Genomic DNA, 13198 nt, shown 5'->3' with positions numbered 1-13198 from the left:
TTTTTCTCATACATTGTTGTAAGAGATGAAAGGGGGAGAGATGGTGTCAGAAGATCAGAAGTCACTGCAATATGCCATTTCTGAAATTACCGAAATCGCTAAAGGTTTTGGGCTGGACTTTTATCCGATGAGGTATGAAATATGTCCTGCAGAAATCATCTATACTTTTGGTGCCTATGGCATGCCAACGAGATTTTCCCATTGGAGCTTTGGGAAGCAATTTCATAAAATGAAGCTTCACTATGACTTGGGCCTTTCGAAGATTTATGAACTGGTGATCAATTCAAATCCTTGTTATGCTTTTCTGTTGGATTCAAATTCGTTGATTCAGAACAAGTTAATTGTTGCCCATGTCCTTGCTCACTGTGATTTCTTTAAAAATAATGTGCGTTTCCAGAATACGAAGCGTGATATGGTCGAAAGCATGGCAGCAACGGCAGAGAGAATCCGCATTTATGAAATTCAGCATGGAAAACAAAAGGTTGAATCATTTCTCGATGCGGTATTAGCAATTGAAGAGCATATCGATCCTTCGCTAATGAGGCCGAAGCTGGCGTGGTCTATGGAAGACGAGGGCGAGGAAGAAGAAACAATGTCAGCAGCATCTCCATATGATGATCTTTGGGGCCTTGATTCCAAAGAGACAGAGTCAAAAGATAGGAATAAGAAAAAGAAATTTCCACCGCGTCCTGAGAAAGATTTATTATTGTTCATTGAAAGCTATAGCCGCGAGCTGGAAGAATGGCAGCGGGATATACTGACCATGATGCGGGAGGAAATGCTTTATTTTTGGCCGCAGCTTGAGACAAAAATCATGAATGAAGGCTGGGCTTCTTATTGGCACCAAAGGATTCTCCGGGAAATGGACCTGACGAGCGGTGAATCAATCGAGTTTGCAAAATTGAATGCCGGGGTCGTGCAGCCATCAAAAACGGGAATCAATCCATATTATTTAGGAATCAAAATTTTTGAAGATATCGAAGAGCGTTATAATAACCCGACTGAGGAAATGAAACGGCGTGGAGTAAAACCAGGATCAGGCCGGGAAAAAATGTTTGAAGTCCGTGAAATCGAATCCGATATTTCGTTTTTACGCAATTACTTGACCAAAGATTTGGTGATGCGTGAAGATATGTACCTTTTCCAAAAACAGGGAAGAGAATACAAAGTTGTTGATAAAGCGTGGGAACAAGTCCGCGACCAGCTTGTCAGCATGAGAGTCAATGGCGGATTCCCATATTTGGTCGTGACTGACGGCGATTACTTGAAGAATGGAGAGCTGTATATAACTCACGGCTTCGAGGGCATCGAGCTGGACATTAAGTACCTGGAAAAAGTACTGCCGTATATCCATCAGCTTTGGGGCAGGAAATGCCATATCGAAACGATCGTAGAAAGCAGGACGATGCTCTACACCTATGATGGGAAGGGAATCCATCGGAAGTATATATAAGGAGAAACATAACCGCTGATTTTATCGGCGGTTAATTTTTTTTGGTGTAAAAACCATAATAATAAGGTATTTAAATTAAAGACAAGCTTTTTATTGAACAAATTTTGCAATTGAGTCATAATTATATATATGAGCATATATTCATATATTAGAACAGGAGGGGAACACATATGGGTCATAATCATTCACACAGCCACGGTCATGGTCATAGCCATAGTCATACAAACAATAAAAAGGCATTATTCTGGGCTTTTATTCTAATCGCCACATTCATGGTTGTAGAGGTGATTGGCGGGTTAATCACAAATAGCCTTGCACTGCTTTCAGATGCAGGCCATATGCTGAGTGATGCAGCTGCGCTTGGGTTAAGTTTGTTCGCGATGAAGCTTGGTGAAAGAAAGGCTACTCATTCAAAGACATTCGGCTTCAAACGATTTGAAATCATTGCGGCTGCCTTAAACGGTCTTACGCTAATTATCATCTCGATTTATATTTTTGTTGAAGCTTACCAACGATTTACAGATCCTCCAGAAGTACAAAGCATGGGAATGCTGACGATTTCGGTTATCGGGTTAATTGTCAATATCATCGCCGCATGGATACTGATGAGTGGAGACAAAGATGAGAACTTGAATGTAAGAAGCGCTTTCCTTCACGTGCTGGGAGATATGCTTGGTTCGGTTGGCGCCATTACAGCAGCATTGCTGATCTACTTTTTTGACTGGGGACTTGCAGATCCCATTGCAAGCGTCGCAGTTGCGATTCTGATCATCATCAGCGGCTGGCGAGTGACCAAGGAGAGCTTCCATGTATTGATGGAAGGCACACCCCAGGAGATTGAATTAGATGAAGTGAAGGATGAAATCATGAAAATTCCTGAAGTAAAAGATGTGCATGACGTTCACATTTGGTCGATTACTTCAGGTGTCTTAATGCTAAGCGGGCATATTGCCGTCGAAGGGGAAGGAGCACATGACCGCGTACTCCACAAAGCACAAAGACTGTTGCACGACCGCTTTGGCATTGATCATAGCACCCTGCAGGTAGAAGGGGAAGAGCATGGATGCCCCTGCGCCCATGGACCTTGCAATTAGAGCTGGACACTAATCTTTGTGGATATATTCATACTTTTTATACAGCTAAAAAAACATGCCGGCCAATATTGATGGCATTCCCATCAATGATGGCTGGCATGTTCTATGCTTTGCTTTAACAGGTCGATGACGTGTTCGTCGTCATGAGTGTAATAAAGCGTGGTACCCTCTCTCCTGAATTTGACGAGCCTGAGGTTTTTTAGAAAGCGCAATTGGTGTGAAACGGTTGATTGCAACAATGTAAGTTTTTCTGCTATTTCATTGACCGAATGTTCCCCCTGGAACAGAAGGTGAAGGATCCTGAGCCGTGTGGGATCTGAAAGTGCTTTGAAAGTCTGTGAGACGATGAATAAAGTTTCCTCATCAAGCTCCATACCAGGAGAGTTATTATTTTTTTCTTCCAAGTTAATCAGCCTCCTGCTTTTATTATAACTGATGAAAGAGAAATCACGGCAGTAAAAGCAGCCGTGATTTCTATGTTGAATAAAGAATCCATTAGCTTCTGACCATTCAGCAAAATGACTTGGATATCCATGTCAAAGGCCTCATGAACCGCTGGACGCTTCTTTTTATGATGAATAACTATTCATGGTAGGGAGGGAAAATAAAACATGAAGATAGTGTTTGATGAATGAGCAGATGAAGAGGAACATGGGTATTTGAGTGATAATATTTAGGTAATGGAAGCGGAAAGTAGGTAATGAAGATGGACGAAAATAAAACTCTTGAATCAAAATATATCCAGCAGCACCTTGCAAATGAGCGTACATACCTGGCCTGGGTGCGGACATCAATCGCAATAATCGGGATTGGTTTTTTGGCATCAAGCCTCCATTTTAATAATATTAGAAATGTAAGCCAGGCTGCTGATACAATTGCTGTTTTTGTCAGCATTTTCTCATTGCTTATTGGGTTGATAATCCTCTTCTTTGCGACAACACATTATTTTTCGGTACGGAAAAATATTAATAGCCAAACCTTCAATTCATCAAGTAACCTGATAAAAATATCTACAGGGATTATTTTTTTGATCTTCCTGTTGCTCGGTATTTATTTAGTCAGCATTTTGTTTTAAAAGTTTTTCATTGCATTTCAGCCATATGTGAAATTGGACTTTGGGAGTGCATCGGAAATGCGGGCACCATACTGTCTATTCCGAGGTCCAGATTAATGCTCATCAGTTGCCTGTGCTGTTCTTCTTTGGCTTTTTATGGGTTACGAGACCGTCATAATTGGTGATATAAAGCTCGATTTCTGGCTGGGTGTCAAGGCAATGAGCCTTCAAAAGCTGAAAATAGTTCACCCGGTTTAAAGGATCATAAGGCAGCATTGGGTATTCATTATGCTCCTTGACATAGAGGTCTACTGCTTTTTGGACTTTATCAATCGTAAGGGCGAGATTTTTTTCTTCCTCATCGAAAATATCATATGTTTCCTTTGACATATAAAAGTTTCGGGCTGGAATTCCCTTCAGAATTGGGGCAAGCTGCTCAACATCAATTCTGTTATCTTCCTCGACTAGAATTGTTCGGTAGACACCTTTAGGCAATTGTTCTGAATAAATGCGAACTGCTTTTTTTATCTCCTCAACGCTGGTCTCAATAATTGGTCATGCCTTTCCTGTTTCCTTCTGTGTTTTTTTCGACCTGGCAGTTAAAAGAAAATATAGGGACGAGCCTCCAACGAAACCTAATACCGTCACGAATGGGAATATGTCAAGCACAAGGTCAATCAGAAAACCGATGAATGGCCAAACTATTGCAGATGCGACTCTTATGGCAGGTGTTCGTGGCAAACGATTTATGATGTTTCTTCTGGCATTCTCCTTATCCATCCTAATCTCCTCCTTTCCAGGGCAGGAAGTACCCATATTTTAAAGCAATCCAGTAACACATGCTGCGATATATCTTTGTATATCATCATACATGGATTTAAGTTAAGAAATCTGAGGATTTGTCGATATAAAAGTTAGAGTCTATGCTTTTGTGATATTTTTGAGAATGGATTAACCGGGTGATTGATGTAGGGATCGGTGAGTGATTAAAGGAAACAATTGGTTCTACTTATATTATATAAAATTTACCTTATGAATGGTAACAGGTAGTTTTGAAAATTATGAAAATTATTTCCATTTCAAGTCAATTAGTGGTGAATAATGTATAATATTTAGAAGGCTTCAATCTTTTTCCCGGAATTGCCATACGTTGACCGCTAGTCAACGAAAGCAAATAAACCAGACAGAAATGAGGGGCAGGATGATTATTCCCCATATGTACATATTCGACTTTAATAGTATAGCTCTGACTGTCGTTTTTTTAATCATTTCTTCAATAATGGCTGTCGAGTTCAGCAGGCAAATTAAAAAAGCCATCTATAGAAAGAAACGTAAAATGATTGTTTATTCCCTTCTTTTGGCTCTAACATTTTTGCTTACCCATCTGTTTGTTATTATTTCGGCAGGTGTCCCATTTTCAACGAACAATTTTTATTTATTTTTTCTGTTATTCTTTGGGATCTGTGCGATTGGGTCATATGCAGCGTTGAGCTTAGCGCAAAGGGACATTTCGAATACTTCACAGTACATATTAACAAGCTTATTAATCGCTGCCAGCATCATGATGGCAGAGTATGCAGCATTTTATGTAATCTTCAGGGAAGCGATCGAGATCCAGCCAATATTATCAGTTATGGCATTTTTAATGATATTGGTTACATCCTTCACGCTGATCAGATTTTTAATGCAGATTACAAATGAGGATATTTATGAGTTTGTAAAGAATTATAAATATACGGGGAGTGTTCTTGGAGGCATGGCGCTTGGAGGCATTCCATATATCGCGTTGACTTCAATGATGGAGATTACAGATGGAAGCGGAGTCCAATCTTACCTCACACCGTTCATTTATATGGCAGCAGCAAATTTACTATTCATGCTTGTTCCTGACCTGTTTGGCGAAAAGCTTATCATGAAGAATGTCCAATCTCATTTATCCTTGTTCAGCCATAACCCCGATTCTGTGTTCAGGGTAGATTTGCAGGGAAATATTTTAAGTGTGAATAAAGAGGCAGTGGAACTGTCAGGTTACATAGCCAATGAATTAGCTGGTCTTCATTTCGTTGAGCTGATTGGCGGTAGCGAGGAAGAAAAGAAACTCAGGAAGTATTTCATGAAGGTTCTTAGCGGTGAGACGAAATTAATAGAAACCACGCTTAAAAGGGCTGATTCAACGTATGCTGACGTGAGGATTACAGCAGTGAGGATTATCGTGAAAAATACAACGGTTGGTGTCTTTGGCATAGTCAGGGACATAACAGAACAGAAAAAAGCAGACAAGATGATTGAGTATCTGGCATATCATGATGAACTTACTAATTTGCCCAATAGACGGAATTTAGAGAAAGTAATGGCTTCACTATTTATAAAGGATGAAGCATTTTCGTTAATTTATCTTGATTTTGACCGCTTTAAAAGAATCAATGATACCTTTGGTCATTCGTTCGGCGATAAAATCTTGATGCAAATCGGCAAGAAGCTTGCAGAGGTTGTGCCTGAGGAATGCCTGGTTGCAAGAATTGGCGGAGATGAATTCGCTATTCTTGTTACTGGGGGAAATCAGCCTGACAAGATTGCCAATGAGATTGTACGAGAATTCCAGTCACCACTTTTTGCTGAGGGCATGGAATTCCTGATTACGGCAAGTATTGGAATCTCGAAGTATCCTGAAGATACAAATAACCTTGAATTATTGCTGAAATACGCTGACATGGCGATGTATAAGGCAAAAGAAAACGGCGCAAACCACTATCAGTTCTTTGACCAGGGCATGGTGGATCAGAACGTGAATAAGTTTGAGCTTGAGAATGAATTGCGGAACGCTATAATCAGTAACGCTCTCACCGTCTTTTACCAGCCTAAATACAATGCAACAACGAATGAGATAACAGGGGCTGAAGCACTGGCTAGGTGGAAGCACCCTCGTCATGGCATGATTCCTCCTGGTGTATTCATCCCGATTGCCGAAGAGGCAAACTTAATCGTACCCCTTGAGAGATTAATCATCAGGCAAGTGTTCAGTCAGCTTGTCATATGGAAGGAACAGGGATTCGAGGTTCCTCGTACTTCAATCAATATTTCGATCATCCATTTTTACCAGGAGGATTTCGTGAAATTCATGCAGCATACGCTTAAGGAGTACGATCTTTATGGTGAATTGATTGAAATCGAAGTGACTGAGAGTATTATGATCAAGAAGGAAGACAGTATTAATTCACAGCTCCAGGCTTTAAGGGAATTTGGAATTGAAGTGAGCATTGATGACTTTGGAACGGGATATAGTTCTTTGAGCTATTTAAGTAAACTATCAGTTGATCGGTTGAAAATCGACCAAAGCTTCATTTCACACTCCCAGGAAAACCGAGAAATTATCTCAACGATTGTCTCCATGGCAACGAACCTGAAATTAAAGGTCATTGCAGAGGGTGTTGAAACGGCATCGCAGATAGACCTGTTGAAATCACTGGGTTGCCAAGAGGTGCAGGGCTATTTCTATTCACCGCCTGTGCCATCAAATGAATATGAGGCAATGATGAATAAGGAGCTTCAGGAGACTTGATGCTCTTTTGACTGAAGGTGCAGATTATGTTATTATTCCTTTTATATAAAGTTCTCTAGGGTTCCGCGGCGTTGTTGCTGGACTGGTCCGAGAGAGGACGCACAGGAATCCCTGTGTACACGGAGGGACAAAAACCCGGGAGATATCGATTGATATCTTCCGGTTTTTTTTTGCTGAAAGTATAAATTTTTGAACTTAGATTAGTTTCTAGCTCCAGCGGCTAGCCCCTCGAGTCGCTTCGGTCCGCCCAATGAAGTCAAAGAACGACTTCACCGCTCGGACCTCCAGCGCTTGTCGGGGCTGACCAAGCCGCTTGCGCTTTTCTTAATCTGCTCCAGCATATGCAGCATCTGCGCTTTTATCATGAAAGGAGTTCATAAATATGGCTTGGTTTTATTTAGTAATAGCAGGTATATTTGAAATCGTTTGGGCGATTGGCCTGAAATATACAGAAGGATTCACCAAGGCAGTACCATCGGTGATTACCCTGGCAGGAATGGCAATAAGCTTTTATTTCTTGTCTATGGCAGTCAAAACCTTGCCAATTGGTACGGCATATGCAATCTGGACAGGAATCGGAGCTGCAGGCGCAGTCATTCTCGGAATTTTCCTGTTTGGAGAGCCGCGCAATCTTTTAAGGTTGATGTTCGTAGCCTTCATTTTGGTTGGGATCATTGGCCTTAAGGCAACATCCGGTAGCAATTAAATTTATTCAATGAGCAGGCTAGCAGAGAATTGCTGTCTGCTTTTTGAATTTCGTTTTCGGGTCCGTCCACCGGAGTCAAAGAACGACTTCACTGTCAGGCCCTCCAGTGCTTGTGGGGCTGACCAAGGCGCATTCGCTTTTCTTATTTTCTATTTGCAATATTACCCAAGTTATATTATGATGCAGGTATATACCTTTTAATACTAGGTAGGTGATAGGATGTTTAATCGTGAACTTTTAAAAGGTAGCACATCGCTAGTGCTGCTTCAGCTATTGAATGAACGGGATATGTATGGGTACGAACTTGTGAAAGAACTGGATAAGCGCAGTGATCACAGTCTGCAGGTGAAAGAGGGAACCCTGTATCCGGCATTGCATAAACTTGAAAAGCAGGAATACATTGAATTTTATTGGCAGGAGCAGGAAAAAGGACCGGTCAGGAAATACTATCGGATCACAGACGAAGGAAGAGAAGTCCTCAAAGAGAAAACAGAAGAGTGGCAGCAATTCGTTAATGTCATGAACAAAGTGATCAGGAGACCGAAAAATGATCCAGTTAAAGACTGACTTCCTCAATGAGCTTGGCAGGCACTTAGGAAAGCATCCGGACAAAGAACAGATATTGGCTGAATATGACAGCCATATCACAGAAATGCTGGATGAGTTTAATGGTAATCAGGGCGATGTGGCAGAACTCAGCTCGGAAATGTATACAAGGTTGGGAACTCCAGAAGAAATTGCGGATAGCTGGCGTGAAGAATTATCGACGACACCAATGAAAACTCAATGGGTTTTCATCATGGCGAATCTGATTTTCTTTGCTGGAGGCACCATCCTGACACTGGTACATAATCTTTTTGATTTCCCATTCATTGACATGATATGGAAAAGCCTTACGTCGATACCTGCTGTAATCATTTTGCTTTATCTCTTCTTTTGGGCCCTGCTTGGATATGAGATAGGCAAAGGCTTTAGCCACAAAGGGAGAAGGTTGATGAAAAAGACTTTTATCCTGTCCATATTGCCGAACATCATTCTTATGAACCTGACTTTGTTCAAGCTGATTCCGCATGACTGGTTCCAGCCGCTGCTGAGCCCGATATTCATCTTTATTTGTATTCTTTTTACAGCGCTATTGTATCCGATTTGCTGGATTGGATATAGATGGGGGAAAAAGGCTTCCATCTAATTTTTTTGGTCTATTACATAGATATTCTATGTATATAGAATAACAAAGTGTTTTTTTGATTATATACCTAGTTATTCTAGGTGGAGGGAGAGAGTGAAAATGGAATTTAAACTGAAAAAAGGAGACTGGATATTTTTCCTGGTATGTCTTGCATTAGGAATTTTGGCGGAAAGGTCATTTTTGCATGGAATAATAGGATTGTCTTATCCTGTGTTTATCACTTGCTTTTATGGTGTGTTTTTCTGGAGGTACCGTTCATTCTCCTTTACGAATAAAAAGCTGGGACTTCTGTTGATTGCTTCGATTTGGCTGCTGTCACTCAGCTTTTTTCTGAATTCGAATATGGTCCTGTATATGCTGAACATCCTGGTGATTCCTGTCATGGTCCTCATACAGCTTGTGCTTGTCACCTATCCCGTTGAAAATCAATGGCATAGATGGCCGTTCGTCCAGAACCTTTTTTTATCAGTAGGAGCAGCGATTTCCTATGTGTTTAGGTTCATTATGTATGCTCCAAAATTGGCTGTCAGGGGACTTGAAAAAAGTAAAAGTGCAACGATTCGAAAAATATTTATTGGCGTGGCTATCTCATTCCCGCTTTTGTTTGTCATCCTCAACCTGCTTGTTTCTGCTGACCAGCAGTTTGGCAACCTCTTAGGTACAATCCCGCGTTGGCTTCTGGCGTTGAAGATTGAAGAAGAAGTCTTGCGGACAATCGCCACCGCCATTTATACATTGGTGATCTTTGGAATATTGCAGGTGCTAAGAACCAGCAGGCAGCCACTGCCTTCTGAACCGTTGACGCAAAAAGAAAAGATGGCCTGGGATAGTGTGATCAGCCTAACAGTTCTTACTTTATTGAACATGGTTTACCTTCTATTCGTAGTTATACAATTCAAGTATTTTTTCAGCGAGACATTGAAAGAAGGATATACGTATGCGGAATTCGCGCGCAGAGGATTCTTTGAACTTCTTTCCGTCACAATGCTGAATTTGCTGATCATTTCCACACTCGTTTCATTTGTTGAAAAAAGCTCCAAATTAATGACGCTGGTTATTCGCGTCTTTCTTTCACTACTCGTTTTTTTCAGCGGAGTCATGCTATATTCAGCTTTTATCCGTCTGTTCATGTATGAAGAGGCATACGGATTTACCTTTGCCAGGGTGCTGGCCCATTCCTTTATGATCTTCCTGCTTGTGATATTATGCTACTCCTTGATGAGGATATGGATGGATAGGCTTTCGCTTGTACGCTTTTATATTATATCCGCTATCATTTTCTATACTTTGGTCAACACAATCCAACTTGACCGATTTGTCGTCGAACGCAATTTGGAGCGTTACTCAGAAACCGGAAAAATAGATATTCACTATCTGAATTCGTTGTCCTATGAAGGAGTGGAGGGGCTGATGGAGCTTTATGAAATTAATCCTGAGCACCCAGGCCTTTCAGATTTGTTGCTGCAAAGGAAGCAAGATCTTCAGTATTCTGTAAAAAGCTGGAATTCGATAAATATGTCGAGAAGAAGCGCTGAAAAAACGTTAAAGGACTTAGAGCTTGAGTAAAGATGAAATGTGGCAAAAATGCAAACAACCAACCTATTTGTTCCTAGTTTTGTAACATATCGAAGTGTTTAATGATAATAAAATAACCTTAAGCCGAATAAAGGGGAGCCAAGTAAAATGGAAGGGTTAGCTGAAATCATTAATCTCTTAAAAGGTATCGAGAGCTCAATGGACTCATTAAATAATAGAACCGAAAACATCGAAAAAAGACTCGATCGACTAGAGAAAGTAGATAGTATTGAACATCGCGTAACATCGAACCAGATCGATATAACAGATATTAAAGACGCACTTGAAAGAATGGAAGAAATGCAGAGTGCGAAAATTGAGAATATGTTAAAAGAACTACTGAGCAAGGCAGAAACGAAGAACAATACAGAATTCAGCACGATTCATAAACGCCTGGATACACACCTGTTAAAATTGGGCAGAGTCGAGGAAGAAATTCTGATGGTCCAGCAGGAAAAATAATTTATCTGGAGATTGCTATATAGCAGTCTCTTTTTTATACCTAAATAGCGTAGTATCCACAAAACTTTCATAAACTCTCAATCCCTTTATACATCAGGGTCTGGAGCTCTTATAATCCCCAGGTGTATACCTGTTCACAAAAAATTACACTTTGTGGGACTAAGACGAAGTATCTCAGAGTTATCATTAAAGTGTAATCATCATTGCCTTTATTAGGCAGATTAATAGAGTATATTTTACTTCGAGGTGAGTAATTTGAGATATGATTTAGTTCTTCTCCATGCGCCAAGTGTATACGATTTTCGGAAAAATGCGCTGTTGGCTGGACCAATCAGTGACGTTGTTCCATCCTCTCCAGTATTCGAAATGTATCCTATAGGCCTGACGAGCATTGCGGAATATTTAGAACGCCAGGGTCTGCGTGTTAAAATCATCAACATCGCGAATCGAATGCTAATGGATGAAAATTTTGATGTGGAAAAGAAGTTGAAAAAGATTAAGACAAGGGCTTTTGGTATTGATCTTCATTGGCTCCCGCACGCACACGGAAGTATTGAATTGGCGAAGATTGTGAAAAATCTACATCCTGAAACTCCCATGGTTTTTGGCGGTTTATCCGCTACTTATTACCATAGAGAGCTAATAAAATATCCATTCATTGACTTTGTTATGCGGGGCGATTCAACCGAAAAATTGATGCTCCTTTTAATTAACCATTTGAAAAATGGAACACATCATCTCGGCGGGATTCCAAACCTTACGTGGAAGGATGGAGACACTCCAGTATACAATCCTTTAAGCCATGTTCCTGACAGCCTGGATGAATTTGATATTCCTGGTTATCGCTATACCATCAAGTCGGTATTCAAATATAAAAACTTTCTGGATCCACTGCCATACAACGGCTGGCTTCAATACCCTAATACGGCGATTCTCACGGCAAAGGGATGCACCCAGGGATGCCTGATTTGCGGCGGCTCGAAACAATCGTATAAGGATAACTGCAACCGTAAAGTCCTGGTCAAACGCTCGCCAGCGAAACTAGTTGAAGACATACTTTTCATTCAGCGCTTCAGCAGGGCGCCAATTTTCATTCTTCATGATATACGCCAGGCGGGTAAGGATTATGTCGATGAATTTTTTGAGAGGCTCAGCAACATAAAACTTAAGAATGAGTTGGTATTTGAATTATTTCAATATGCAAACGAAGAGTTCTTTGCAAAAATCGAGAAGGTTGTGCCTAAATACAGCGTTGAATTGACCTTGGAAACACATGATGAGAAAATTCGCCGTTATAACGGCAAATTCAACTGTACGAATGCAAAAGTGATTGAAACGCTGCAATCTGCATTGAAGCATAGCTGCAAGAAAATTGATATATTTTTCATGGTGGGCATACCGCATCAGGATTATCAAAGCGCACTTGTTAACGTCGATTTTTGTGAGGAGATTCACAATGCTTCCGGTGGCGATAAACGACTATCATATTTTGTCGCTCCGCTGGCACCGTTCCTTGATCCTGCTAGTCCGGCATTTGAAAATCCTGAAAAATATGGATATAAAAAGTTCTGCCATACAATCGAGGACCATAGAAAGGCAATCACCCAGCCATCATGGAAATACATGCTCAGCTTTGAAACAGATTATATGACCAGGGATGAAATTGTGAGTTCAACCTATGAATCTGCCAGAAGCCTTAATGCTTTTAAACTGAAGTACGACCTGGTGGACAAAAAGACACATGATGAGGTGAATGAGAAAATCACCAAGTCACTCGAATATATTGAAAAAATCGATGAAATCGTCGCTCTTCCTGAACAGGAAAAAAAACAGCAACTTGCTCTGCTCAGCAAGGAAATGGAAGAAGTGAACAAATACAGTATTTGCGGGAAGCATGAATTGAAATGGGAAGTGAAAAAGCATTATGCTAATGTCTTCTCGCTGACAGCAATCGGAATCGAGCTGTTGATTGAGGACATATTGATCAACGCAAAACAAAAATGGAGTGCTTATAACAAAAGATTTGGAGAAACCTCTAAAAGCAGGACGTAAATCTTAGAAAAGAGCCCATCAGGAATATTCCTGATGGGCTTTTTTTAGCAGTCT

14 protein-coding genes and 1 riboswitch are annotated in these 13198 nt (G+C 40.7%); of the genes, 10 read left to right on the top strand and 4 right to left on the bottom strand.

Annotated elements, in window-relative coordinates; all coding sequences use genetic code 11:
* Positions 1-40: 40 nt before the first annotated feature.
* Both LC048_RS16190 and LC048_RS16185 read left to right on the top strand, forming a co-directional pair.
* Positions 41-1453: a SpoVR family protein gene (locus LC048_RS16190; protein ID WP_226599859.1), complete on the top strand. Its 1413-nt coding sequence runs from the start codon at positions 41-43 to the stop codon at positions 1451-1453.
* Positions 1454-1623: 170 nt separating this feature from the next.
* Complete coding sequence (locus LC048_RS16185; RefSeq protein ID WP_306048101.1) at positions 1624-2547, top strand: cation diffusion facilitator family transporter; 924 nt, start codon at positions 1624-1626, stop codon at positions 2545-2547.
* Between the two features lie 83 nt (positions 2548-2630).
* Here the strand turns inward: LC048_RS16185 and LC048_RS16180 are convergent, their stop codons facing one another.
* Together LC048_RS16180 and LC048_RS16175 are read right to left on the bottom strand one after the other, a co-directional pair.
* Positions 2631-2921: an ArsR/SmtB family transcription factor gene (locus LC048_RS16180; RefSeq protein WP_226600037.1), complete on the bottom strand. Its 291-nt coding sequence runs from the start codon at positions 2919-2921 to the stop codon at positions 2631-2633.
* A 35-nt stretch (positions 2922-2956) separates the two neighbouring features.
* Positions 2957-3082: a hypothetical protein gene (locus tag LC048_RS16175; protein ID WP_264188079.1), complete on the bottom strand. Its 126-nt coding sequence runs from the start codon at positions 3080-3082 to the stop codon at positions 2957-2959.
* 171 nt (positions 3083-3253) lie between these two features.
* Here LC048_RS16175 and LC048_RS16170 point away from each other — a divergent pair, with 171 nt between their 5' ends.
* Positions 3254-3622 (top strand): YidH family protein, encoded by a 369-nt coding sequence (locus LC048_RS16170; protein ID WP_226599863.1) that lies wholly within the window; start codon positions 3254-3256, stop codon positions 3620-3622.
* 102 nt (positions 3623-3724) lie between these two features.
* Here LC048_RS16170 and LC048_RS16165 read toward each other — a convergent pair whose 3' ends face one another.
* Complete coding sequence (locus tag LC048_RS16165) at positions 3725-4150, bottom strand: DUF3939 domain-containing protein (protein WP_306050530.1); 426 nt, start codon at positions 4148-4150, stop codon at positions 3725-3727.
* Positions 4151-4156: 6 nt separating this feature from the next.
* Complete coding sequence (locus LC048_RS16160; protein WP_306048099.1) at positions 4157-4381, bottom strand: hypothetical protein; 225 nt, start codon at positions 4379-4381, stop codon at positions 4157-4159.
* A gap of 421 nt (positions 4382-4802) precedes the next feature.
* Here LC048_RS16160 and LC048_RS16155 point away from each other — a divergent pair, with 421 nt between their 5' ends.
* From LC048_RS16155 to LC048_RS16125, 7 genes are all read left to right on the top strand, one after another.
* Positions 4803-7160, top strand: a complete 2358-nt coding sequence (locus tag LC048_RS16155) for a sensor domain-containing protein (RefSeq protein ID WP_306048097.1) — start codon at positions 4803-4805, stop codon at positions 7158-7160.
* Positions 7161-7204: 44 nt separating this feature from the next.
* A riboswitch (guanidine-I (ykkC/yxkD leader) is annotated at positions 7205-7304 on the top strand.
* Positions 7305-7542: 238 nt separating this feature from the next.
* Positions 7543-7866 carry a quaternary ammonium compound efflux SMR transporter SugE gene (gene sugE / locus LC048_RS16150; RefSeq protein ID WP_226599868.1) on the top strand — a complete coding sequence of 108 codons (324 nt, stop codon included), beginning with the start codon at positions 7543-7545 and terminating at the stop codon, positions 7864-7866.
* A gap of 219 nt (positions 7867-8085) precedes the next feature.
* Positions 8086-8433: a PadR family transcriptional regulator gene (locus tag LC048_RS16145; protein WP_306048095.1), complete on the top strand. Its 348-nt coding sequence runs from the start codon at positions 8086-8088 to the stop codon at positions 8431-8433.
* Positions 8414-9055, top strand: coding sequence for an HAAS signaling domain-containing protein (locus LC048_RS16140; protein WP_306048093.1), 642 nt, complete (start codon positions 8414-8416; stop codon positions 9053-9055). The genes LC048_RS16145 and LC048_RS16140 overlap by 20 nt, the downstream gene beginning before the upstream one ends.
* 99 nt (positions 9056-9154) lie before the next feature.
* Complete coding sequence (locus LC048_RS16135; protein WP_226599874.1) at positions 9155-10621, top strand: DUF4153 domain-containing protein; 1467 nt, start codon at positions 9155-9157, stop codon at positions 10619-10621.
* A 117-nt stretch (positions 10622-10738) separates the two neighbouring features.
* The gene (locus LC048_RS16130) at positions 10739-11092 is read left to right on the top strand and encodes a hypothetical protein (RefSeq protein WP_226599875.1); all 354 of its coding nucleotides are present in this window, start codon (positions 10739-10741) and stop codon (positions 11090-11092) included.
* Between the two features lie 255 nt (positions 11093-11347).
* Complete coding sequence (locus LC048_RS16125) at positions 11348-13144, top strand: TIGR04190 family B12-binding domain/radical SAM domain protein (RefSeq protein ID WP_306048090.1); 1797 nt, start codon at positions 11348-11350, stop codon at positions 13142-13144.
* Positions 13145-13198 lie beyond the last annotated feature (54 nt).

The sequence above is a fragment of the Mesobacillus subterraneus genome (genome assembly GCF_020524355.2).
Lineage (GTDB): Bacteria > Bacillota > Bacilli > Bacillales > Cytobacillaceae > Mesobacillus > Mesobacillus subterraneus_C.
Note: the sequence above shows the minus strand (reverse complement) of the source record. Positions and strands in the feature narration are given on the sequence as shown.

Coding starts and splice junctions, on each gene's coding strand:
- LC048_RS16140 (WP_306048093.1), top strand. CDS start 8,414: ATGATCCAGTTAAAGACTGACTTCCTCAATGAGCTTGGCAGGCACTTA.
- LC048_RS16145 (WP_306048095.1), top strand. CDS start 8,086: ATGTTTAATCGTGAACTTTTAAAAGGTAGCACATCGCTAGTGCTGCTT.
- LC048_RS16180 (WP_226600037.1), bottom strand. CDS start 2,921: ATGGAGCTTGATGAGGAAACTTTATTCATCGTCTCACAGACTTTCAAA.
- LC048_RS16175 (WP_264188079.1), bottom strand. CDS start 3,082: ATGGATATCCAAGTCATTTTGCTGAATGGTCAGAAGCTAATGGATTCT.
- sugE (WP_226599868.1), top strand. CDS start 7,543: ATGGCTTGGTTTTATTTAGTAATAGCAGGTATATTTGAAATCGTTTGG.
- LC048_RS16185 (WP_306048101.1), top strand. CDS start 1,624: ATGGGTCATAATCATTCACACAGCCACGGTCATGGTCATAGCCATAGT.
- LC048_RS16155 (WP_306048097.1), top strand. CDS start 4,803: ATGATTATTCCCCATATGTACATATTCGACTTTAATAGTATAGCTCTG.
- LC048_RS16130 (WP_226599875.1), top strand. CDS start 10,739: ATGGAAGGGTTAGCTGAAATCATTAATCTCTTAAAAGGTATCGAGAGC.
- LC048_RS16135 (WP_226599874.1), top strand. CDS start 9,155: ATGGAATTTAAACTGAAAAAAGGAGACTGGATATTTTTCCTGGTATGT.
- LC048_RS16160 (WP_306048099.1), bottom strand. CDS start 4,381: ATGGATAAGGAGAATGCCAGAAGAAACATCATAAATCGTTTGCCACGA.
- LC048_RS16170 (WP_226599863.1), top strand. CDS start 3,254: ATGGACGAAAATAAAACTCTTGAATCAAAATATATCCAGCAGCACCTT.
- LC048_RS16190 (WP_226599859.1), top strand. CDS start 41: ATGGTGTCAGAAGATCAGAAGTCACTGCAATATGCCATTTCTGAAATT.